Source organism: Acidimicrobiia bacterium (assembly GCA_041393965.1).
Classification (GTDB): Bacteria; Actinomycetota; Acidimicrobiia; order Spongiisociales; family UBA5794; genus UBA5794.
Window position 1 is genome coordinate 318597 of sequence record JAWKJB010000003.1, and the last position, 23437, is coordinate 342033.

Below are 23437 nucleotides of genomic sequence, written 5' to 3' on the forward strand. Positions count from 1 at the left end.
CGGGGCCAATCATGTTCGGCTCGCAGCCTACGAAGCGATGCCGAGTGCAACGCGGGGGTCGACGAACTCGGCGTTGAGGGCGTGGGCGACAGCTTCGTTCGTGATGGCGCCCGCAACGACGCTCACCCCGCCCCCGAGCTCCGGGAGGCGTTCCACAGCCGTTGGGACACCGTCGGCGAGGGCCCGCACATAGGGCAGGGTCACATTCGACAGCGCCCTCGACGCGGTGACCGGAACCGATCCGGGGATGTTCCCGACCGCGTAGTGGACCACACCGTCGACGACATAGGTCGGCTCGTGGTGGGTGGTCTCCCGGCTGGTCTCGAAGCATCCTCCCTGGTCGATCGAGATGTCGACGAGCACCGAACCGTCGTGCATGTCGCCAAGCATGTCCTTCGTCACCACAACCGGCGCCCGGTCACCGGCAACCAGTACGGCTCCGATCACGAGGTCGGCCTGGCTCACCCACTCGTTGACCGACGATCGGGTCGAATAGTCCGTTGACACCCGTGATCCCCAGTGGTCGATCACGCGCTCGAGCGCCTGGAGGTTGACATCGAGGACCGTCACCTGGGCACCAAGACCAACGGCGACATCGATGGCGTTGAGGCCAGCGGAACCGGCGCCGATCACAACGACGCGACCCCTCGGTACGCCAGCATGCCCGCCGAGGAGCACGCCGCGCCCACCGTGTGGTGCCATCAGATGGTGGGCGCCGACCTGGGTCGACAACCTGCCAGCGATGTGGCTCATCGGTGCGAGCAGGGGGAGCGATCCTCGGACCTCAACGGTCTCATAGGCAATGGCGGTCGCTCCCGACGCGCGCAGCCCGTCCGCAACCTGCGGGTACGCCGCGAGATGCAAGAAGGTGAACACGATGTGATCGGAGGTCAGCAGCTCGAGTTCCGTGGGCTGGGGTTCCTTGACATGCACGATGAGTCGTGCCGCGTCGAACACGGCCTCCGCGGTGTCAACGAGGATCGCGCCTGCGGCCGTATACGCCTCGTCGGGTGCCCCTGCGCCGCTTCCCGCCCCGGCCTGGACAAACACCGAGTGGCCACGCAGGACGAGGTCGTGGGCTGCTCCCGGCTGGAGTGCCACCCGCCGCTCATCCGGCTTGATCTCTGTCACGACGCCGATATTCATCGGATTCCTCCGTTGTCGGTGGGTTCCGGCCACATTCTTCCGCGTGCTGCTTGCGCGATATGGCCGATGATCTCCCTCGCTTGTTCCGTGTAGGTACTCGTGGTGACCCGCACATGTCGGCCCTGCTCGCCGCGCAGTTGGAATGGCTTGCCCCGTGCGACTCCGATGCCGTGTGCCGCGAGCATCGGCACCGCGAAGGCCTCGTCGTCCACAGGCACCCACGCGTTGAGTCCGTCTCCGTCGTCGACCTCGATTCCATGGGCGGCAAGATCCTCGACGAAGGTGGCGCGGCGCTGCGCATACTCAGAGGCGGCGTGTTCGATCGAGCGGTTGACCTCTTCGGAGGCCAGCATCGCCGCGAGGATGCGTTGCAATAGTCGGGACGACCACGACGGGCCGAGACTTCGCCTGCGTTCGACGGCGATGATCGGTTCGGCCGGTCCACCGACCGCAGCGAGCCGAAGGTCGGGCCCATGGGACTTCGAGAAGCTGTGGATGTGCAGCACACGATCCGGAAGGGCATCTCCGAAGCTCACAAGCGGAGCCCCGGCCACCATGCCGGAATGGTCGTCTTCGATCACGAGGACTCCCGATCGCTCGAGGATGGGGAGGAGCTCGTCTCGGCGTCGAGGTGTCATGCTCGCGCCTGTCGGGTTGTGACCGCGAGGTTGGACGAACAAAATGCCGATGCCGGCGTCGACCGCCCCGGCGACCGAGTCGGGAAGGAGCCCCTCACCGTCGAGATCGATCGGGTACGGCACGGCGCCAGCCGTTTCGATCATGTCGAAGATCGGCGGAAAGCCGGGGTCGCTCACACCGATGAGGTCCCCCACCTGTGCGGTCACCCCGAGGATGCGGTCCATGGCATCCATGGCCCCATTGAGCACCGTCATTCGTGCCGGGGCGAAGGGCCAGATGCGGAGAAGCTCTCCTTCGAGTTCCTCGGCGACCGGCGCCTCGACATAGGACGACACCGACGGCGTGCTGTCGAGCTCGGCGAGGATGTCGTGGGGGTTCGGGAGCAGGGACGCATCCGGAATCCCGCTTGACAGGTCGTAGCTGATCGCGTCGCCCCTCACGGGCACCTGCCAATACCGCGTCGTTGGTCCACCGGTACGGTCGCGTATGAACGAGCCGCGCCGGCCATCGGTCTCGATGACCTTGTGTCTTCGGAGGATCTGCCACGCTTCGCCAACGGTCGATGGGCTCACCGCGAGCGCACCGGCGAGGTCGCGCACCGTCGGAAGCCGGGTCCCGGCAGCGAGCGCACCCGACGACACGCACACACCGATCGCCTTTGCGATTCCGTCGGGTGTTGCTTCGACAACCGCGGCGACGATGCGACTCTCTGCGGACGGCATGACAACCTTTGTCTGGTACGAATCGGCGTTTGTACAACTCTATCGAATCTTTGTATGGTGTGCAGGTGGCGGAGCAGCGCCCCGCAGAAGAAGTGCCGAACGAACGGACACCAAGGAGCCACCGATGAGTCGTGTCGTACGCGCAGCCATCCTCCAAACCGAGTGGACCGGCGACAAGGAATCGATGATCGAACTCCACGAGGAGTACGCAAGGAAGGCAGCAGCCGACGGCGCCAAGGTGATTTGCTTCCAGGAGCTGTTCTACGGCCCGTATTTCTGCCAGGTGCAGGACATCGAGTACTACGGGTACGCCGAGGCGATCCCGGACGGACCCACCACGCAACGATTCCAGAAGATCGCCGCCGAGCTCGGCCTTGTCATGGTGCTCCCAATGTATGAACGGGAGATGGCGGGCTTCTTGTATAACACGGCGGCGGTCATCGATGCAGACGGCACCTATCTCGGCAAGTACCGCAAGCATCACATCCCCCATGTCGGTGGCTTCTGGGAGAAGTTCTACTTCCGTCCGGGCAACAGCGACTTTCCCGTGTTCGACACGGCCGTCGGGAAGGTCGGCGTCTACATCTGCTACGACCGCCACTTCCCTGAAGGATGGCGGGCCCTCGGCCTCAACGGGGCCGAGATCGTCTTCAATCCGTCAGCGACGAGCCGGGGCCTCTCGTCGTATCTGTGGCAACTCGAGCAGCCCGCATCGGCGGTAGCAAACATGTACTTCGTCGGGGCGATCAACCGAGTCGGTGTCGAGGACCTCGGTGACAACGACTTCTACGGCACCTCGTACTTCGTCGATCCGCGCGGCCAGTTCGTCGGCGATGTCGCAAGCGACAAGGACGCAGAGCTCGTGGTGCGCGACCTCGATCTCGACAAGATCGAGGAGGTTCGCAACACATGGGCCTTCTACCGCGACCGGCGTCCCGACGCATACGATCCACTGGTTCAGGCCTGATCCCGATGGGTGTCCACGCCGAACTCACCGAACGCACGAGGGCGGTGATGCCGTCGTGGCTCGCTTTGTACTACGACGAGCCGATTGCGATCGATCGCGGCGATGGCCGGACCGTGTGGGACCTCGAAGGGAACGAGTACCTCGACTTCTTCGGCGGCATCCTCACCACGATGACGGCCTACGCACTCCCCGAGGTGACCGCTGCGATCAACGAGCAGGCGGCCAAGGTCCTCCACACCTCGACGCTGTACCTCAACCGACCGATGGTCGAGCTCGCAGAAATGGTCGCGGAGCTGTCAGGGATCCCCGATGCTCGTGTCTTTTTCACCCCATCAGGAACCGAGGCGAACGATGCAGCCATGTTGCTTGCGACCTCGTTCCGGCGATCGAATCAGGTGCTTGCCCTTCGCAACAGCTACCACGGGCGGAGCTTCACGGCCGTGGCACTCACCAGCCACCGTTCGTGGTCGCCAACGAGCTACTCGGGGCTCCAGGTCCATTATGTCCAAGGGCCGTACAAGGCGCGGAGCCCGTATGCCCACCTCGACGACGACGCATTCACCGCTGCGGCAGCGAGCGACCTCCAGCAGGTCATCGACATGATGACATCGGGGGATGTCGCCGCCATGATCGCAGAGCCGATCCAAGGCGTCGGCGGCTTCGCAACCCCTCCCGACGGGTTCTTCGCCCGCTTCAAGGAGATCCTCGACGAGTACGGCATCCTGTTCGTCGCCGATGAGGTCCAAACCGGGTGGGGACGCACCGGCGAGTACTTCTGGGGCTACCAGGCCCACGACATCACGCCGGACATCATGACCTTCGCCAAAGGGATCGGGAACGGGCTGTCGATCGGCGGGGTTGTCGCTCGAGCCGACATCATGAACTGCATCGGTGCAAACTCCATCTCGACCTTCGGCGGCAACCCTCTGGTGTGTGCCGGCGCACTTGCCAACCTGCGGTATCTCCTCGAGCATGATCTCCAGGGAAACAGCCTCAAGCAGGGAACCCGCCTGTACGAACGGTTGTATCCGATCTCGCAAGACACACCGTGGATCTTCGAGCTTCGGGGCAAAGGCTTGATGCTCGCGATCGAAACCGCCCACCCCGGTTCGGGGGACCCGGACGCCGGGCGCGCGAGCCGCCTCCTCGAGGAATGCAGACAGCGAGGGCTCCTGGTTGGGAAAGGGGGCTTGTACGGGAATGTGCTGCGCATCGCCCCACCCCTGTCGGTGACCCAACACGAAATCGATACGGCCGCCGACATCATCGCCTCGGCCGTGTCAGCGATCGACTGAAGAGGAGGATCGGCATGAAGACCATCATCTCGGGAGGAACCGTCATCACCGCCGTGGACATCATGGCCGCGGATGTGCTCATCGTCGATGAGACCGTCGCTGCGCTCGCCTCGCCCGGTTCGCACGATTGGGCCGATGATGCCGCCACCGTGATCGACGCCACCGGGAAGTATGTCATCCCGGGTGGCATCGATCCGCACACGCACATGGAACTCCCTTTCGGCGGAACGGCCGCATCGGACACCTTCGAGACCGGGACCAGAGCCGCGGCGTGGGGTGGTACCACGACGATCATCGACTTCGCTGTCCAGACCAAGGGTGAGAGCCTTGTCGGCGGGTTCGACAACTGGATGGAGCGCGCAAGCGGCAACTGTGCCATCGACTACGGCTTCCACATGATCGCGGGTGACATCAACGAGACATCCCTCAAGGAGATGGAGGTCCTGATCGACCGGGGCTGCACCTCCTTCAAGCTGTTCATGGCCTATCCGGGGGTGTTCTACTCCGACGACGGCGACATCTTGCGTGCCATGCAAAAGGCAGCCGACACCGGGACCTTGATCATGATGCATGCCGAAAACGGGATGGCGATCGATGTCCTTCGCGAACAGGCGCTCCAGCGCGGCGAGACCGACCCGAAGTACCACGGGTTGACGCGTCCACCGATCACCGAAAGCGAGGCGACGCATCGCGCCATCAAGCTTGCCGAACTGACAGGGGCGCATCTGTATGTGGTGCACATGTCGGCCAAAGAAGCCGTTGCCGAGGTCGCGAAGGCCCGGGACGAAGGCCTCCCCATCTTCGGTGAGACCTGTCCACAGTACTTGTTCCTCACCCACGAGGAGCACCTGAGTGCACCCGGGTTCGAAGGCGCCAAGTATGTCTGCTCGACCCCGATCCGGAAACAATCGGAGGGCCATCAAGATGCCCTGTGGCGGTACCTCGCAACCAACGACCTCCAGGTCATCTCGACCGACCACTGTCCGTTCTGCATGGACGACCATCCCGTCCTCGGGACGCAGAAGAAGCTCGGGCTCGGCGACTTCACGGCGATTCCGAACGGGCTCCCTGGTGTCGAGGACCGCTACCAGCTGATCTACCACGGTGGTGTGGTCGGAGGCAGGATCAACCTCAACCGATGGATCGAGCTGTGCGCCACCGCACCCGCCAAGCTGTTCGGCCTTTTCCCGAAGAAGGGCACCATTGCGGTTGGCTCCGATGCCGACATCGTGGTGTTCGATCCCGGTGTCTCGTGGACCAAGTCGGTTGATCAGCACCACATGGATGTCGATTACTCCGCCTACGAAGGCATGGAGGTCGAAGGACGCGTCGAGACGGTGCTGCTGCGTGGCAAGGTGATCATCGACAACAACTCGTATGTCGGAGTCAAAGGCGACGGTCAGTATCTCCCACGCGACAAAATGTCCATTCACCACTAGGCCCCAGAGGCACCGGAGCACACATGAAGCAGATCAACCACATCATCGGGGGCGCCGAGTTCGTCTCGACTTCGGGTCGGACGAGCACCGTCTACAACCCAGCGACAGGCGAAGCCGCCGCCACGGTCGGCCTCGCCTCGGTGGACGAGGTCGATCACGCCGTGGCCGTTGCCAAGGCGGCGTTCGAATCGTGGGCAAGGACTTCGGTCGCCAAACGAACCGCGATCATGTACCGCTTTCGGGACCTCGTTGACCACCACGCGAACGACTTCGCCGCCCTGCTCACGGCCGAGCACGGCAAAGTGCTGTCGGACTCCCTCGGCGAGTTGCAGCGCGGCCTTGAGAACATCGAATACGCATGCGGCTTGTCCGAACACCTCAAAGGCGGGTTCTCCCAGCAGGCGTCAACGGACATCGATGTCTATTCGGTGCGCCAGCCCCTTGGTGTGGTTGCCGGCATCACGCCGTTCAACTTCCCCGCGATGGTGCCGATGTGGATGTACCCCAATGCCATTGCGGCAGGCAACTCGTTCATTCTGAAGCCTTCAGAGAAGGACCCGAGCGTGAATCTCCTCGCGGCCGACCTCCTCGCCGAAGCTGGCCTTCCGGACGGTGTGTTCAACATCGTGCAAGGCGACAAGATCGCGGTGGATCGGCTCCTCGAACACCCCGACATCCAGGCAGTCTCGTTCGTCGGTTCGACACCGATTGCCCGATATGTCTACACCACCGGGACCAACAACGGAAAGCGGGTCCAGGCACTTGGCGGGGCAAAGAACCACATGATCGTCCTCCCCGACGCAGATGTCGGTGTTGCGGCGGACGCAGCGATCAGCGCAGGCTACGGGTCTGCTGGAGAACGCTGCATGGCGATCTCGATCGTGGTTGCGGTCGGGGCGGTCGCCGATCCGTTGATCGAAGCCATTGCCGAGCGAATCCCCGGCATTGTGGTCGGTGACGGCATCCGAGAGGACACCGACATGGGTCCGCTGATCACCGCCGAGCATCGCGACCGTGTCGCGTCGTTCGTCAAGAACGCACCGGACGAAGGAGCAACGGTGGTTGTTGACGGCACCGAGCCTCGTTTCGACACGGGTGGGTTCTTTCTCGCTCCCTCTCTCCTTGACCATGTGACGCCCGGTATGGCGTGCTATGACGAGGAGATCTTCGGTCCTGTGCTCGGCGTTGTCCGGGTCGACTCATACGAAAAGGCAGTCAAGCTCGTCAACGACAATCCCTACGGCAACGGGACGGCAATCTTCACGAGGGACGGTGGTGCGGCCCGGCGCTTCCAAATCGATGTCGATGCAGGGATGGTCGGCATCAATGTGCCGGTTCCGGTCCCGGTCGCGTACTACAGCTTCGGGGGATGGGGGGACTCGCTGTTCGGGGACTCCCATGCGTACGGACCGGAGGGCTTCCACTTCTATACGAGGGCCAAGGTCGTGACATCGCGTTGGCCCGATCCCTCGACGAGTTCCATCGACCTCGGCTTCCCGCAGAACCTCTGAACGGATGACGACGCGCGACGACACAGCACGGGCCGTCGCTCGCTTCGAACGAAAGGCGGCGGTCCGGCGCGGTATCCGCAGGGTCGTGGTGTTCGTTGCCTTCGTTGCCGTCCTCGCGCTCGTGTACACCGGGTACAAGGCATTCGGGCAGGCCGTCGACGACGCGCAGACGGACTGGTGGCTCGTCGGGCGAGTCCTCCCGCGCTCGGATGACCTCACGATGCCGCCCATCCAAGACATCATCGCCGAGATCGGTGTACCGCCGCAGCGCAACTCGGACAAGCCCCTCGGTGCCTTCATCGCCGAAGCGTCCCTGTTCACTTTCCGCGAGGCGGCATTCGGTTTCGTGTCGGGGGTGATCCTCGGGCTTGCCCTCGCCATCGTGATGTTGCGATCCCGCTGGATCGAGCGCGGAATCTCACCGTATCTCGTTGCGAGCCAGACGGTCCCACTCGTTGCCATCGCGCCCATCATCGTGATCTGGGGTTCCAAGTCGATGGGTTGGCTCCCCTTCGAATGGCAACCTTGGATGTCCGTGTCGATCATTGCCACCTACCTCACCTTCTTTCCCGTTGCGATGAACGGGATCAGGGGGCTGCACTCGGCGGATCCGGCAGCACTGGAGCTGATGCACTCGTACGCAGCGACACGACGCCAGACGCTTATCAAGCTTCAGCTCCCTGCGGCGCTGCCATATCTGTTTGCCGCGTTCAAGCTTGCGGCGACCGCAGCGATCGTCGGCGCCATCGTCGGGGAGATCTCCGGGGGCGTCAAGGGCGGCCTCGGGAGACTGATCCTCGACTACGCAAGCCGGTACACGACCGGTCCTCCGAGGCTGTATGCAACGGTGCTCGGCGCAGCGGTCCTCGGCATCGTTGCGGTCGGCATCGTGACGATCACCGAGTTCTTCGTGATGGCACGCCGCCAGGAAGGTTCGGCGATCCAATGAGTCGCGACCTCGACCGGGGTGTGCACCATGTCGTGGAGATCGACGGCGTGTCAAAGGTCTTCAACCGGGGCAAGCCCAACGAGGTACATGCCCTCGACAGCATCGACCTGCACATCGCGGACGGTTCGTTCGTTTCGCTCATCGGTCCATCAGGATGCGGCAAGTCAACCCTTTTGAGACTCATGGGGGCGCTGACGCACCCGACGGGGGGACGGATCGAAGTCAACGGGAAGTCACCGGACCGGGCGCGTATCGACCGTGACTACGGAATGGCCTTCCAGACATCAGGCCTGTTCGAATGGCGCACGGTCACCCAGAACATCGAACTGCCACTCCAGCTGATGGGCTGGAGCAAGCAGGAACGCAAGGATCGTGCCGCCGAGATGCTCGCCCTCGTGAAACTTCCCGAGTTCGGCAATCACTACCCGCGGGAGCTCTCGGGGGGTATGCAGCAGCGGGTCGCCATCGCGAGGGCGTTGTCGTTCCGACCACAGCTCCTGCTCATGGACGAGCCGTTCGGCGCGCTCGACGAGATGACCCGCGAGCACATGCAGGCCGAAGTTCTCGAGATCTGGGAGAAGACGGGGAGGACCATTGTCTTCGTCACCCATTCGATTCCCGAAGCGGTCTTCCTCTCGAGCCGAGTGATAGTGATGTCCCCAAGGCCGGGACGGATCGCTGCGGACATCGCCATCGACCTCGGGAAACGCACCCTTGAGACCCGCGAATCGCAGGGGTTCTTCGAATCGATCACTGAGGTGCGTGAAGCCCTCCGGTTCGAGGAGGGAGGATCATGACCAGACGGTTGGTGTCGGGGGTCATGCCTGCGGTCGTCTTCGGACTCGGAGGTCTGGTGCTGTGGGAGCTCACCCTGCTCATCATCAATCCCGATGGGTTCGTGCTGCCTCGCCCGTCCGAGATTATCGCCTCGTTCATCGACAACATCGATGTGATCTGGATCGCGACCCGCAACACGGGCTACATCGTTGTCACCGGGCTCGTTGCAGGAGTCCTGATCGGCGTTGTGTGGGCACTGCTGGTCTCCCGGTTCCGTATCGCGGACGAGACGCTGACCCCGCTCGCGATTGCCCTCAACGCGATCCCGATCATCGCGCTCGCCCCCATCTTCAACGCCTGGTACGGACTCCTCTCCCCGACCTCGAACCAGGCGATCGTGGTCCTGCTGGTCTTCTTCCCGGTGTTCATCAACACGACCCGGGGGCTCACACAGGTGGGTGCAACCGAGATCGAACTCATGCACTCGTACGCTGCATCGAAATGGGAGATCACCCGCATTGTCCGCATTCCCAACGCGATGCCCCTGTTCTTCACGGCACTCAAGATTGCGTCGTCGCTCGCCGTGATCGGAGCGATCGTCGCCGAGTATTTCGGGGGTCGGCAGGACGCGCTCGGGCAGTTTATTGTCCAGAACGCGGCCTCGGCGAGGTACACCGAAGCGTGGGCTGCGGTACTCGCGGGAAGTGCCATGGGGATTGCGCTGTACCTGCTGAGCGGAGGTTTCGAGCGGTTTGCCACGCCGTGGCGGCCCGAAGTAGATGTCGTTGGGTAAGGCCAGCGATGGCATGAGAGAGTGAGGAGACTCGATGCAATTGACCAACAGGAAAGGCATGGCTCGGTGGCTTGCAGTGCTGGCCATCGTCGCGGTCATCGCGACGGCATGTAGCAGTGACGACACCGATGCCACCACGACCACGGCAGACGACCAGATGGAGCTGACCCCGGTCAAGCTTCAGATGCAGTGGTTCACCCAGGCCCAGTTCGCTGGGTACTACGCGGCTCTCGCCGAAGGCTATTACGAGGATGCTGGCCTCGATGTCACCATCCTCGAGGGTGGTGTCGACATCGTCCCAGCGACGGTGCTCGATTCCGGTGAAGCCGACTTTGCACTGTCGTGGGCCATCCGTGCCCTCGCACCGCGTGAGGAAGGCGCCGATGTCACGAACATCTCCCAGGTGTTCGAGCGGTCCGCCACACTCCAGGTTTCGTTTGCCGACGCTGGCATTTCGACACCTTCGGACCTCGAGGGCAAGAATGTCGGGAACTGGGGTTTCGGGAACGAAGCTGAGCTGTTCGCGGGGCTCAGGCAGGCGGGTCTCGATCCGTTCGCCGATGTCAACCTTGTCCAGCAACAGTTCGACATGCTGGCGCTGATCTCGGGCGACATCGATGCTGCCCAGGCCATGACCTACAACGAGTACGCGCAGGTCCTCGAGACCGTGAACCCCGACACCGGGGAGCTCTACCAGCCGGAGGATCTCTCCGCGATCGACTGGAACGAGGTCGGCACTGCGATGCTCCAAGATGCCATATGGGCCGACGCGGACCGTCTCGCAAACGATCCCGCGTACCGCGAGACAGCGGTGAAGTTCGTCGAGGCATCGCTTCGGGGATGGGTGTTCTGTCGGGACAACTTCGATGCGTGCGTCCAACATGTGCTCGATGCCGGGCCGACGCTCGGTGAGTCCCACCAGCGCTGGATGCTCAATGAGATCAACAATCTCATCTGGCCGTCCTCGCACGGGATCGGGACGATGGATACGGCCCTATGGGATCAGACCATCAAGAACGCTGTCGACGGGGAGGTGCTCAAGGGAGTGCCGACCGAAGGGGCGTATGTCACCGACATCAATGACGAAGCACTCAAGAACCTCCGGGACGCCGGTGTCGATGTCGACGGCAACGGCTGGACGCCGAAGGAGATCGTGCTGAACGAGGGCGGCAACTAGTAGTCCACTAGCCGCGAACGATGAGGAAGGATGGAACGGGTATGAACCGGATCGAGCCACGACCCGTTGTGGCGTCTGCGCTCCAACCAGCGCCGACGATGACATGGGACGAGGCACTCGTCGAGGCGCATCGATGTCTGATGTGCTGGGACGCACCATGCACGCGGGCATGTCCCACAAGCATCGATGTTCCCCAGTTCATCAAGCGGATATCGACCGGCGACCTCACCGGTTCTGCCCGGACCATCCTGTCGTCGAACATCCTCGGCGCGTCGTGTGGGCGCGTGTGTCCGGTGGAGATGCTCTGCGAAGGAGCGTGTGTCCTCAACGAGCTCCACGAGCGACCGATCCAGATCGGACGCCTCCAAGCCTTCGGAACCGAAGAAGTCGTGTTCGGTGGCCGCCACCTGTTCGAGATCGCGACACCATCGGGGTCCTCGATCGGCATCATCGGAGCCGGGCCAGCTGGCCTTTCCGCGGGAGCCGAGCTCGTCAAGGCCGGACATTCGGTGGTCGTCTACGACGCCAATCCCGACCCGGGGGGTTTGAACACCTACGGCGTCGCGAACTACAAGATGGACATGGCGACCGCGCTGGCCGAGGTCGAGTTCATCCGGGGCCTCGGTGTCGAGCTCCGATCAGGGATCACGGTCGGAGCGGAGGTGTCGTTTGACGAACTGATCGGCCGTCACGACGCCCTCTTCGTGGGTGTGGGCCTCGGTGGTGTCCCCGAGCTCGGCCTTCCGGGGGAGGATCTCGATGGCGTCGCCGACGCTCTCGACTTCATCGCCGAAGTCAGGAGCGGAACGGCAAATGTGCAGGGTGAACGGGTCGCGGTGATCGGCGGGGGGAACACGGCCGTTGACGCCGCAACGCAGGCGGCGATGTCGGGAGCGGCCCGTGTCCACCTCGTCTACCGACGGGGCCGTGCCGAGATGGGCGGCTACCCCCATGATGTCGACCGCGCCCTCGCACAGGGTGTCGAGTTCGTGCACTGGAGCACACCGGTCCGGATCGAAGGATCCGGCTCGGTGGAGGGCCTCACCTGCATCCGCACTGAGATCGCCCCCGACGGTTCCGTCGCCACGATCAACGGCACAGAGTTCTCGATCCCCGTCGACCGTGTGCTTCGGGCAACCGGACAGGCCAAACGAACTGCCTTCCTTGGTGGTCTTCCCGGCGTTGAGATCGACGAACGCGGGAGGGTCATTGTCGACGAGCATCACCGGACCGGCAACACCAGCGTGTGGGCAGGCGGCGATTGTGTCAACGGCGGGAAGGAAGTCGTGAACGCGGTCGAGCACGGCAAGGTTGCCGCACGCAGCATCGACGCCACGCTCCGCGCAAGCTCGCGAGTCTGAGGAGGCACCATGGCAGACCTGTCCGTGAACATCTGCGGCATCGAGTCACCGAATCCGTTCTGGCTCGCTTCGGCCCCACCGACGAACACCGGTGATCAGGTCGCCCGGGCGTTCGACGCTGGTTGGGGCGGTGCGGTGTGGAAGACCCTCGGTGAGCCGATCGAGAATGTCTACAGCCGCTACTCGTCGGTTGATATCAACGGTTCCCGCATGATGGGACTCAACAACATCGAGCTGATCACCGACAGGTCCCTTGAGGTCAATCTGGTAGAGATTGCCGAGGTCAAGCGTCGCTACCCGGACCATGTCGTGATCGTCAGCCTCATGGTCGAATCCGACCCGGACGCGTGGGACACGATCATCAAGCAGGTCGAACAGGCAGGGGCGGACGGTATCGAGCTCAACTTTGGATGCCCCCACGGGATGTCGGAGCGTGGCATGGGGTCTGCGGTCGGTCAGGTCCCCGAATACACCTGTGACATCACGACATGGGCGAAAGCCTCGGCGACCACACCGGTGTTCGTGAAGCTGACCCCCAACATCACCGACATCCGCTACGCGGCGAGGGCAGCCAAGGACGGGGGAGCGGATGCCGTGTCGCTGATCAACACGATCAACTCGATCACCGGCGTCGACCTCGACTCGTTGGTTCCCCGCCCCGTGGTTGGCGACATGTCGAGCCATGGCGGCTACTGCGGCCCCGCCGTGAAGCCGATCGCCCTCAACATGGTCGCGGCGATCGCCGCCGACCCCGAAACGGCGGATCTGCCGATCAGCGGGATCGGAGGTATCCAGACCTGGCAGGATGTCGCGGAGTACATCCTGCTCGGCGCGACGACCATCCAGGTGTGTACCGCCGTGATGCACTACGGCTATCGCATCGTTGAGGGGATGCATGAGGGGCTGTCGAACTACCTCGACGACAAGGGCCTTGCGAGCGTCAGCGACCTCCGCGGCAGGTCGGTGGATCGGCTCACGACCTGGGAGAACCTCGACATCAACTTCGTCCTCAAGGCAAACATCGACCATGACAAGTGCATCGGGTGTGGGCTCTGCTACATCGCATGCGAGGACGGTGCCCACCAAGCCATCGGTTCCAAGCCGACGGAGGACGGCAAGACCGAGGTGTGGATCAAGTACGACGATTGTGTCGGCTGCAATCTGTGCAGCCTTGTCTGCCCGGTCAAGGACTGCATCACCATGGTGCCGCAAGATGTCGGAGCGACCTCGATGACCTGGGTGGAGTACACGAGCGACGCTCCCCCCGGCGACCTCTACCCGAGGCCGAAGCACGGCCTCACCATCGGAAGCTGATCCGCGTACCCAGGGTTGGCGGACCACCAAAAGGGTGGATTCGGGCCCACAGAAGCGTTCGATGCACAGCCAGCGGGACACTTGGTGATCATGGGGTGATCGGGCGTGCGAGGCCTTCGACGACCCGGACCGACGGCATCCGGGCGAACACCTCGGGATCGACCTTCACCTTCATGTCGCGCGTCCCCCCACCGACAACGACCCAAGTGGGGTCGAGCACGGCAGCATCGACCAGCACCGGAAGATCGGTGGGGAGGCCGAACGGAGTGACGCCGCCCATCACCATGCTGGTGACCTCAGCTGACACCTCGGGGGCAGCGAACGACACCTTCTTGACGCCCATTTCGCGTCGTGCCACGCCGTTGACATCGAGCCGGTCCGTCGCGAGCACCAGACACGCTGCGTAGACATCTGGGGGGCGTTTGGACGCAAGCACGATCGCGTTCGCCGAGTGATCGGGCGCGATGTCGTACGCCTCGCAGAATGCCGCGGTGTCGGCAAGGTCGGGGTCGCACTCCATGATGTCGAAGTTGGCCTTCAGGTCCACGAGGGCGTCGATCACTCGTCGCCGGAGGGATTCCGTCACGGGCTGTCCCCCATGCACACACCAAGAGCCCGCGCCGTGCGAATCCACGGATGATCCTGCGGGACGAGGTGCACCTTGCCAGCGACCTCGGTGAGCGGCACGAGCGCGACATCTTCGCCGCGCGAAGCGACCATGACCCCCGTCGTCCCGCTTGCGATGGTTGCCGTGGCAGCGACGCCGAGTTTGGTGGCGACAACCCGGTCCATCGGTGAGGGAGCACCCCCTCGCTGAACATGTCCAAGAATCGTGACACGCGACTCGAGGCCTGTCAGATCCTCGAGTTCTCGTGCGATCTCGACGGTGGTCTTGCGCTCATCGAGGAGCTGCTTGACCGCCTCATCGCGCGCTGGTGATTCGGGGACCGCAGCGATCATCTCCGTCAGCCGTTTCGAGATGGCCCCCTCGGCTACCGCGACGACCGAGAAGGTGGAACCGGCAGATCGGCGCATCGAGATGGCGTCAGCGATCGCATCCACCGAATACGGAATCTCGGGAATCACGATGACATCGGCACCTCCGCTCAGTCCAGCGCCGAGGGTGAGCCAACCCGCGTTGTGGCCCATGATCTCGACGACGATGATTCGGTGGTGGCTGTGTGCCGTTGAATGCAGGCGGTCGACGGCCTCGGTAGCGATGCCGAGCGCGGTGTCGAATCCGAGGCTGTCATCGGTTCCATACAGGTCGTTGTCGATCGTCTTTGGCAGCGTCACGATCGGCATGCCCTTCTCCGAGAGCCGAAGGGCGTTCTTGTGGGTGCCGCCGCCTCCGATGCACACCAACGCATCCAAACCGTGGTGGTTGAACGAGTCGAGCATCGCGTCGGTCATGTCCATGACCTTGTCTCCGACACGCATTCGGTGGGGTTTGTCGCGTCCGCATCCGAGAATCGTCCCCCCGGAGGTGAGAATCCCGGAGAGGGTGTCCTTGTCAAGTCGAACGATGCGGTTTTGCATGAGCCCACGGAAGCCGTCGCGAAAGCCGATCACATTCCACCCGTACTGGTGGATCGCCGACTTGCCGATGGCGCGAATGGCAGCGTTGAGCCCGGGGGAGTCACCGCCCGCAGTCAAGATGCCGATGCTCTGTGTCACGCAACCCTCCGTGGTCGCCGCGGAGCCACCCTACATGGGTGCGGTGGCAGCGAAACTGTGGCTGCGAACCGTTCATCGCGGCTGCTCCCACCGTGAGAACCTTCGCGACATCCGCTAGGTTCGGATCGATCGCGGATGTTTGGAGATTGTGATGCTGATGACCATGACGATGCACAACGCGAGGTCCCTGAAGGGACCGATCACATGACCATCGTAGCCCACGCCCATTCGGGACCCAAGATGTCGGGGTGGATCCGGACAGGACTCGTGCCGTTTCTGCTTGCGAGCCTCGTGCTCAGTGGTTGCGGCGGTGGGGATGATGGCGCGGGAGCAGCCCCCGGCTCAACCGCGGGTGGTGACAACGCGGGATCGGCGTCCGGCGGCCAAGTCGTCGATGTGCAAGCACCGGGAAAAGCATCCGTCTCGGTCGATGGACAGGAATTCAACCTGACGATGTCCCCGGCGTTGGAATGCACCATCGCGCCCGACACCATCACCTTCGCCTTCTGGGTCGGGGACAACAGCACCACCCTCGGCGGTGGAGCCAACCTCTACGATGACGGATGGCTCGGCAACCTTCGCTTGGCGACGGTCGACGACGAGGGCCTGCCCGTCTCGTACTACCCCGATGACACGGCGATGGACAGTGGCATCGCCGTCGATGGTGACAGCATGTCGTTCTCAGGTCCGATGTTGATGCAGCCGCCGAACGACGGGACCAACCCGCCCCCGGTCGCGGTAGGCGACGGGACGATCAGCGTCACCTGCGGATAGGGTTCACTGCGCGCATCCGCGCCCGCGGATGTCGGGTGTCACAGTCCCGTGGCGCTTCTCGATCCAGAGCCCCGCGGTGGGGTGCGACGAACAGTTGTGGCGTCGGTGACACGCGGTGGTACGATGCTCCTACGGAGAAAGGAGGTGGTCCAGGAATGTGTAGTTCTTGCAGGACCCCGGAGGTGGCCGAGCGCTAGCCGGCCAGCTGTGACCAGCGAGGTCGTGCTCCTCTTCGTGAGGTAGGTAGCGACTTCAACTCGGACCACCGGAACCCGGAGATCCGCACGACGGTCCCGTGCGGCGGCGCACCCGCCGAAGATGCTCCGGGTTCTTTCGCGCCCGGCTGCATTGTGGTTACAATGGACACATGTGGGGAATCCTCCTCGGGCTCGGCATCGTTGTCCTGCTCGTCATCTTGGTTATCAGCATCTACAACCGTCTGGTTGGCCAACGCAACCGGGTCGACAACGCCTGGGGCCAGATCGAAGTACAGCTCCAGCGGCGATATGACCTGATTCCGAACTTGGTGGAAACGGTCAAGGGCTACGCATCCCACGAGCGTGAGACCTTCGAACGCGTGACCAAGGCAAGAGCTGCGGCAGCAGCGGCCGAAAGCCCCGCCGATCAGGCCCAAGCCGAGAACTTCCTGACATCGGCGTTGCGCCAGCTGTTCGCCGTGGCCGAGGACTATCCCGAGCTCAGAGCGTCGGAGAACTTTGCAAGTCTCCAAGCCGACCTGACGGACACCGAGAACAAGATCGCCGTCGCCCGGCAGATCTACAACGACACCGTGCTCATGTACAACAACACGGTTCAGCAAGTTCCATCCAACATCGTTGCCTCGATGACCGGCTTCAAGACCCGTGAGCTCTATGACGCGCCGGATGCCGCCGATACCGCTCCCGAAGTCGCCTTCTAGCGGGGTGCGGAACCGAACTCCGTTCGGATTCGTCGCGGTTCTCGTCGCCGTCGTCATGCTCGTCCTGCTTCCGGCAGGAGCTGCGTTCGCGAAGTCCTTCTGGATCGATGCTGCCGACATCGTCGTGACTGTCAACGATGACGGTTCCCTCGCTGTCGTCGAGTCGATCACCTTCGATTTCGACGGCAGCTTCACCGGCGCCTACCGTGACATCCGGCTTCGTTCCGGTGAGGTCGTCGGTGACATCGTCGTTTCCGACGCTGGCGGGGAGTACACGCTGGGCGGTTGCACTTCCCTTGGTTGCTCATCCCCTCCCGGAACCTACGGCGTCGAGATCCACCCGTCGTTTGTGCGGGTGGTTTGGCACCATTCGTCCATCGACACGCTCCGAACCTTCACGCTCGCCTACACGATGACGGGTGTTGCCACGGCATACGACGATGTGCTCGATGTCAATCTCCAGGTCTGGGGTGACCAGTGGGCGGTCGGTGTCAACGACCTGACGGCTCGGATCGTGATCCCGGGGTCACCGACCGCGGGGGAGGTGCTCGTGTGGGGCCATCCGTACGATATCGACGGTGAGACCACCCTCGGCGACGACGGTGTCTCACCCGCGTTGTCGGCGCACGACATCCCAGCCGAGCGATGGGTCGAGCTCAGGGCCGTGTTCCCGGTCGACCTGCTGTCGTCGACCGACGGCGCTCGGCGCTTCACGGGACCGGGGCTTGAGGCGATACGGGCCGAAGAGGAACGCTTCGCATCCGAGGTGGAAGATGCCAATCGGGCCGCTGGCGTCGGTCTGCTCATCGGTTTGATAGCGATGGTGGCGATCGCGGGCGGGCTTGGGCTGCTCACCTACCTCCGATACGGCAGGGAGCCAAGAGTCGACTACGACCGGGACTACGAGCAGGCACCTCCGACCGACCTCCATGCTGCCGAGGTCGGTGCGCTGCTCTCACAGGGGAAGGTTGCCGAGAACGAGTTCACCGCAACGCTGTTCGCCCTGATTCAGGCGGGCGCGATCGACGCCAAACCGACCCAGGTGGTCCGATCGACATGGGGTGGCCTGAGGAAGGAGACCATCAGCGACCTCGAGTTGAGCCTCGGTGACAAGACGACGGGTCTTCGCGATTTCGAACAGTCGGTTCTCACGGTTGTCAAACGGGTCCTCGACGATGGTCCGATGCCTCTCACCGACTTCCGTTCCCGAATCCGCGACGATGCCGCCGCGAACGCGACGACCTACGAGTCCTTCCAGGGTCGCGTCCTCGACGCCGTACTGCGCGCCGATTTGCTCGACCGATCCGGCAACATTGCCGCCGTTCTCACGGTGGTCGTTGCGGGCCTCCTTGTGGCTGCGGCGTGGTTCGTGCTGCCGCGAACGCTCGGCGACCGGCCCGGTGGGGAGGCGATGGTGACGCTGATCATCTTCGGGATGGCCCTCGGAACGGGGCTCCTCGTTCTGCTTCTCCTGTTCCGAAAGGTCCGAATCAAACGGACGCGCAAAGGAGCCCTCGAAGCAGAACGATGGTTCGCCTTCAAACGGTACCTCAAGGACTTTTCCCGGATCGTCGACGCTCCGACGATCTCCCTCGACCTGTGGGACCAGTACCTCATCTACGGCATCAGTCTCGGTGTTGCCGAAGAAGTGCTCGAACAGGCGAGGCTCCACGCTCCGCCCGAGCTCGAATCGGCGTCCTCGATCTACTGGTACGGCACCCACGGGTACACCGGGGGCAGCACCCAGAACGCGTTCGCTGGGATCACCTCGGCCCTGTCGGGAGCCTTCACCCCACCGTCGTCCGGCGGAGGAGGGGGCGGTTTCTCCGGTGGAGGAGGGGGTGGCGGAGGAGGGGGTGGCGGCGGTGCGTGGTGAGCCTGGCCGATCCGCAAGCGGCGAGATGACTGGGCGCTAGGGTTCGCCGGGTGTCCACGCTGTCTGATCCGCTCGCACTCCCGGTCGAGGAGTATCTCGATGCGGTCCGCTCCGACGGTCGAGTCCTCATCGAGTCTGCGGCCGATGCCGGCATGGATGCGCCGGTGCCAACCTGTCCGGATTGGACGGTGCTCGACCTCGTCCACCATGTCGAGTCGGTGTACCGGCACAAGACCGCAAGCGTCAGGGACGACCACCGGGACGGCTCGCCGCCGTGGGTGGATGTGGACGACGGCGCCGACCTCGGATCACTCGGTGGGGCCCTCTCGGAGATGATCTCGGTGTTCGAGCGGGCCGATCTGTCGCTTCCTTCCTGGACATGGTGTCCCCACGACCACCGAGCGGACTGGTGGGTGCGCAGGATGGCACACGAGACCACGATTCACGCCGCGGACGCGCTCGCCGCGGCTGGACGAAGCCATGAGATCCCGCAAATGCTCGCTGTCGATGGCGTCGACGAGATACTCGACGAGATGCTCATCGGTGCGCCCCGGTGGGCGACCCTCACACCGGCTGACGGGAGAATCGACTTGCGAAGTGACGGGCGAACATGGAGCGTTCGCCTCGCAACGATGGTGGGCACCTCGCCGCGGACCGGAATCCACTACGACGAGGATGCGTTGATCCTTGAGCCCGACACGCAACCGGATACGGTCATCAACGCCGACCCGAGCACCCTTGACCTGTGGCTGTGGGGGAGGGCGACACTTCCACCCTCGTGTGTCTCAGGGAACGGCGAACTGGTTGATCGCCTTCGCTCCATCGCCGCAAGCGCCACCGTGTGACGCCGGGGCGTCGCCCGTGACCAGCCCCGACCGAGCGACCGTGCAGGTGTACGGAGTTCGCGCTGAAGCCGACATCGCAGTGGCAAGGCTCGCAGCTGACGGGATCGATGCCGTCGTGTACCAGGACGACGAGGGTGGCCTCAACCCGGGCTTCTTCAGGCGATACGGTGTGCGGGTCGAAGTCGATGCGTGCGACCTCGTCGATGCCATGTCGAGCCTTGGCATCGAACGAGTCCGTATCCACGGAGAGATGGCGGTGGGGATGTTGCAACATGCCAACTGGGCATATCCCGACGAAGCATGCGGACTGGTTGCGTTTGATGCGGCGAATCAGCCTTCGTTCCTGTTCTGTCTGACCAACGCGGAAGCGTCGGATCGCCGTTTCTTGATCACGCCGGTTGAGTTCCACGGGGCGCTCACCCTCGCAGAATCCATGGGTATGTCGATCGGCGGGGTGTTCCACAGTCATGTGCGCTCGGAGGCGTTCCCGTCGAGGACCGACATCGACATGCGACCAGACCGTCGGTGGTTGCACTTCATCGTTGGGCCGGTTTCGGGCCTGCCCGTTCTCAGAGGGTTCCGAATCGTTGACGGCCTTGTCACCGAAGTGTCGCTTGTCGTCGAGGCATAGACTCGCGCCAATGGCCCGCTCGGAGCACAACCGTGAGGCGTACCGCGCCCTGTTCGGATATGTCGGGGCCGGTCTCCAGGCATTTGCCGGTCTCCTCGTGCTGATCTCGGTACCGATCGCGCCCGGCTGGCTCATGGTCGTACTGCTTACGCTGCTCGTCGTGGCGGGTGTCTGGTCCTGGTTTCGGTACCGCTCGAACTTCATGATGCCGACCCTGGTGGGCGTGGCCGGTGCCGTGATCTGGATGACGGCGGTCGGCGTTGGGGTCGGTGTGTTGGGTTGGTCGCCGTGAAGCTGACGGTTCTCGGATCATCGGCCGGAACCCCGACTCGGACGAATCCCGCGTCCGGATACTTGATCGAGCACGAGGGCGCCACGGTATGGCTCGACGCAGGGCCGGGCACCTTCATGGCGCTCGCGGCCATCACCGACCCCGGCCAGCTCGATGCGGTCGTCATCTCCCATGTCCATGTGGACCATTGCAGCGATCTGTTCGGCTTGTATGGCTACCTCGCCTATGGCCCCTCGGGACATGTCCCGATCCCCGTGTTTGTGACGCAGGGCGCGACCGAGCTCTTCGCTGCGTTTGCGGGAGCCTCCGGGGAGCATGTCTTCCACTCCGTGCTCGACTTCAGGGAGGTCGGCCCTGCCGATACCGACACGGTCGGGCCGTTCGAGTTCGAGTTTGGGGCCGGGCACCACGCAGTCACAAACAACATCACGAGGGTGACGACGGCAGCGGGAACGATCGTGTATTCGGGGGATACCGGGCCATCCCCAGACTTGGTGGCGACCGCGCGCGATGCAGACCTCTTCGTCTGCGAAGCGACGATGGTCGGATCAAGGGACGACCAAACCTACCCCTATCACCTCACTGCCGGCGAAGCCGGAGAGGCGGCCGCGTCGGCCCGAGTCGGCCATCTCGTCGTGACCCACATCTCACACCTTGTGGAGTCGTGGCTGTCGGTTGCCGAGGCGGGTGCGAGCTTCGATGGGCCGATCTCGTACGCTGCACGGGGCGCCACCTTCGAAATCTGACGAATGGAGCTGAACATGCGTACGAACCGGCAGCCGAACGAGCTGCGCGAGGTCAGGATCACGCGAGGATTCACCGAGATGACGCCCGGTTCGGTGCTCATCGAGATGGGGAAGACCCGCGTCCTGTGCACGGTGTCACTCGATGATCAGGTGCCTCCGTGGATGCGGGAGTCCGGGAAGGGCTGGGTTACGGCCGAGTACGCCATGCTTCCCGGGGCAGGGTCGAGCCGGATCCGCAGGAGCTCGATCAACGGTGGTCGTACGAAGGAGATCCAGCGGTTGATCGGCCGGTCGCTGCGTGCCGCCGTCGATGCCGAGGCAATGGGGCCGATCACGGCGCTGGTCGATTGTGATGTGCTCCAGGCCGACGGGGGAACACGAACAGCATCGATAACGGGTGGTTGGATCGCCCTTGCGGATGCCTTCGACCAGTGGATTGCAGACGACAAGATCGCGACGAACCCGATCACCACGAACATCGCTGCGGTGTCGGTCGGTGTGGTTGATCGCCAGCCCCTGCTGGATCTCGACTACCGCGAGGATGTGGCTGCCGATGTCGATGCCAATGTGGTGATGACCGGCGATGGCCTGATCATCGAGGTACAAGGGACCGCCGAGGGAGAACCGTTCGATCGTGCGCTGCTTGACACCATGATGGACTACGCAAGCGAGGGCATCGCCTCCCTTGTCGATGTCCAGAACGAGTCGCGCCGATGAAGCGACCGCACGGCGTCGTGGTCGCGTCGAAGAACGACGACAAGATCGCCGAGATCGCGGCGGTGCTCGGGGCGCTCGATCCTCCGATTGTCATCATCGGCGGCCATGCGTGGCCCGACATCGAAGAAACGCAGGACACGCTCGCAGGAAACGCGTTGCTCAAGGCTCGTGCTGTTTGTGAAGCTACCGGTCACGCCGCGGTCGCCGACGACACCGGGCTTGAGGTTGACGCGCTCGGTGGCGATCCAGGGATCCACACGGCCCGCTATGCGGGGGACGACGCAACCTACACCGACAATGTCGAAAAACTGCTCGCAGATCTCGAGGGCGTCACCGCTCGAACGGCGCGTTTCAGGACGGCAATCGCCCTCGTCACTCCGTCGAGCGCCGAGGTGATCGTCGAGGGGGTACTCGAGGGTGTGATCACCACCGAGCGGCGCGGTTCGAGCGGTTTCGGCTATGACCCGGTGTTCGAGGTGCCGTCCGACGGGCGAACACTCGCCGAGATGGAGAGCGAGGAGAAGAACGCGATGTCGCATCGTGCGGTTGCGCTGCGCCTCCTCGCCGACCATCTCGGGTAGCGCCTTGACCGCGTCGCCAAGGCTCACACCGGCCATCGATCGGGCACTGTGCGGTGCGGGTGGGGAGATTCGAACTCCCACATCTTTCGATACCAGGTCCTAAACCTGGCGCGTCTGCCAGTTCCGCCACACCCGCATGGCTCTCGATTCTGGCAGGGATGCGTCACCAAGCAACGGGAGAAGGTTGATGCCCCCGTGATACGGGGGCTTGTCGTGGGTCGCCTGGGACTTGAACCCAGAACCTACGGATTAAGAGTCCGTTGCTGCTGCCAAATTGAGCTAGCGACCC

Annotated in this window: 23 protein-coding genes and 2 tRNA genes; 19 read left to right on the top strand and 6 right to left on the bottom strand. The window is 63.6% G+C overall.

The annotated features are described in order from the left end of the window. Nucleotides 1-27: 27 nt before the first annotated feature. Together ald and R2823_10210 are read right to left on the bottom strand one after the other, a co-directional pair. A complete protein-coding gene (gene ald, locus R2823_10205; protein MEZ5176560.1) occupies nt 28-1146 on the bottom strand; it encodes an alanine dehydrogenase in 1119 nt (372 codons plus the stop codon). Then, a complete protein-coding gene (locus tag R2823_10210; GenBank protein ID MEZ5176561.1) occupies nt 1143-2507 on the bottom strand; it encodes an aminotransferase class I/II-fold pyridoxal phosphate-dependent enzyme in 1365 nt (454 codons plus the stop codon). The genes ald and R2823_10210 overlap by 4 nt, the downstream gene beginning before the upstream one ends. 124 nt (nt 2508-2631) lie before the next feature. Between R2823_10210 and R2823_10215 the strand changes: the two genes are divergently transcribed. The 10 genes from R2823_10215 to preA are packed head-to-tail and all read left to right on the top strand — an operon-like array spanning nt 2632 to nt 14090. After that, nucleotides 2632-3474: a nitrilase-related carbon-nitrogen hydrolase gene (locus tag R2823_10215; protein ID MEZ5176562.1), complete on the top strand. Its 843-nt coding sequence runs from the start codon at nt 2632-2634 to the stop codon at nt 3472-3474. A gap of 5 nt (nt 3475-3479) precedes the next feature. Further along, on the top strand, nt 3480-4769 hold the full coding sequence (locus tag R2823_10220; protein MEZ5176563.1) for an aspartate aminotransferase family protein: 1290 nt from the start codon (nt 3480-3482) through the stop codon (nt 4767-4769). 8 nt (nt 4770-4777) lie between these two features. Then, complete coding sequence (gene hydA, locus R2823_10225) at nt 4778-6208, top strand: dihydropyrimidinase (GenBank protein MEZ5176564.1); 1431 nt, start codon at nt 4778-4780, stop codon at nt 6206-6208. Nucleotides 6209-6231: 23 nt separating this feature from the next. Then, entirely contained in the window at nt 6232-7719 is a 1488-nt protein-coding gene (locus tag R2823_10230) for a CoA-acylating methylmalonate-semialdehyde dehydrogenase (GenBank protein MEZ5176565.1), read from the top strand. Between the two features lie 4 nt (nt 7720-7723). After that, complete coding sequence (locus R2823_10235; protein MEZ5176566.1) at nt 7724-8668, top strand: ABC transporter permease subunit; 945 nt, start codon at nt 7724-7726, stop codon at nt 8666-8668. Continuing rightward, on the top strand, nt 8665-9465 hold the full coding sequence (locus R2823_10240; protein ID MEZ5176567.1) for an ABC transporter ATP-binding protein: 801 nt from the start codon (nt 8665-8667) through the stop codon (nt 9463-9465). Before R2823_10235 ends, R2823_10240 begins: the two co-directional genes overlap by 4 nt. Beyond that, nucleotides 9462-10238, top strand: a complete 777-nt coding sequence (locus R2823_10245) for an ABC transporter permease (GenBank protein MEZ5176568.1) — start codon at nt 9462-9464, stop codon at nt 10236-10238. Before R2823_10240 ends, R2823_10245 begins: the two co-directional genes overlap by 4 nt. Nucleotides 10239-10272: 34 nt before the next feature. Continuing rightward, nucleotides 10273-11415: an ABC transporter substrate-binding protein gene (locus R2823_10250; protein MEZ5176569.1), complete on the top strand. Its 1143-nt coding sequence runs from the start codon at nt 10273-10275 to the stop codon at nt 11413-11415. Between the two features lie 41 nt (nt 11416-11456). Beyond that, nucleotides 11457-12776, top strand: coding sequence for an NAD(P)-dependent oxidoreductase (locus tag R2823_10255; GenBank protein ID MEZ5176570.1), 1320 nt, complete (start codon nt 11457-11459; stop codon nt 12774-12776). Between the two features lie 9 nt (nt 12777-12785). Continuing rightward, nucleotides 12786-14090: an NAD-dependent dihydropyrimidine dehydrogenase subunit PreA gene (gene preA / locus R2823_10260; GenBank protein ID MEZ5176571.1), complete on the top strand. Its 1305-nt coding sequence runs from the start codon at nt 12786-12788 to the stop codon at nt 14088-14090. Nucleotides 14091-14178: 88 nt separating this feature from the next. Here the strand turns inward: preA and R2823_10265 are convergent, their stop codons facing one another. Together R2823_10265 and R2823_10270 are read right to left on the bottom strand one after the other, a co-directional pair. Next, nucleotides 14179-14676, bottom strand: a complete 498-nt coding sequence (locus tag R2823_10265; protein MEZ5176572.1) for a YbaK/EbsC family protein — start codon at nt 14674-14676, stop codon at nt 14179-14181. Beyond that, nucleotides 14673-15767 carry an ATP-dependent 6-phosphofructokinase gene (locus tag R2823_10270; protein ID MEZ5176573.1) on the bottom strand — a complete coding sequence of 365 codons (1095 nt, stop codon included), beginning with the start codon at nt 15765-15767 and terminating at the stop codon, nt 14673-14675. Before R2823_10270 ends, R2823_10265 begins: the two co-directional genes overlap by 4 nt. A gap of 204 nt (nt 15768-15971) precedes the next feature. On the opposite strand from R2823_10270, the gene R2823_10275 reads away from it, so the two are divergent. The 9 genes from R2823_10275 to rdgB all read left to right on the top strand — a co-directional run bounded on the left by R2823_10275 (nt 15972) and on the right by rdgB (nt 23148). Beyond that, a complete protein-coding gene (locus R2823_10275; protein ID MEZ5176574.1) occupies nt 15972-16541 on the top strand; it encodes a hypothetical protein in 570 nt (189 codons plus the stop codon). Between the two features lie 367 nt (nt 16542-16908). Next, nucleotides 16909-17460 carry a LemA family protein gene (locus tag R2823_10280; protein ID MEZ5176575.1) on the top strand — a complete coding sequence of 184 codons (552 nt, stop codon included), beginning with the start codon at nt 16909-16911 and terminating at the stop codon, nt 17458-17460. A 4-nt stretch (nt 17461-17464) separates the two neighbouring features. Beyond that, nucleotides 17465-19336, top strand: a complete 1872-nt coding sequence (locus tag R2823_10285) for a DUF2207 domain-containing protein (protein MEZ5176576.1) — start codon at nt 17465-17467, stop codon at nt 19334-19336. 50 nt (nt 19337-19386) lie between these two features. Then, on the top strand, nt 19387-20181 hold the full coding sequence (locus R2823_10290; protein MEZ5176577.1) for a maleylpyruvate isomerase family mycothiol-dependent enzyme: 795 nt from the start codon (nt 19387-19389) through the stop codon (nt 20179-20181). Nucleotides 20182-20197: 16 nt separating this feature from the next. After that, on the top strand, nt 20198-20812 hold the full coding sequence (locus R2823_10295) for a M67 family metallopeptidase (protein ID MEZ5176578.1): 615 nt from the start codon (nt 20198-20200) through the stop codon (nt 20810-20812). A gap of 10 nt (nt 20813-20822) precedes the next feature. Continuing rightward, nucleotides 20823-21104: a hypothetical protein gene (locus tag R2823_10300; GenBank protein MEZ5176579.1), complete on the top strand. Its 282-nt coding sequence runs from the start codon at nt 20823-20825 to the stop codon at nt 21102-21104. Continuing rightward, nucleotides 21101-21850, top strand: a complete 750-nt coding sequence (locus tag R2823_10305) for an MBL fold metallo-hydrolase (GenBank protein MEZ5176580.1) — start codon at nt 21101-21103, stop codon at nt 21848-21850. The genes R2823_10300 and R2823_10305 overlap by 4 nt, the downstream gene beginning before the upstream one ends. Before the next feature lie 15 nt (nt 21851-21865). Next, nucleotides 21866-22567: a ribonuclease PH gene (gene rph / locus R2823_10310; protein MEZ5176581.1), complete on the top strand. Its 702-nt coding sequence runs from the start codon at nt 21866-21868 to the stop codon at nt 22565-22567. Beyond that, entirely contained in the window at nt 22564-23148 is a 585-nt protein-coding gene (gene rdgB, locus R2823_10315; protein ID MEZ5176582.1) for an RdgB/HAM1 family non-canonical purine NTP pyrophosphatase, read from the top strand. Before rph ends, rdgB begins: the two co-directional genes overlap by 4 nt. 54 nt (nt 23149-23202) lie before the next feature. Here rdgB and R2823_10320 read toward each other — a convergent pair. Continuing rightward, nucleotides 23203-23284, bottom strand: a tRNA-Leu gene (locus R2823_10320). Nucleotides 23285-23362: 78 nt separating this feature from the next. Beyond that, a tRNA-Lys gene (locus tag R2823_10325) sits at nt 23363-23437 on the bottom strand.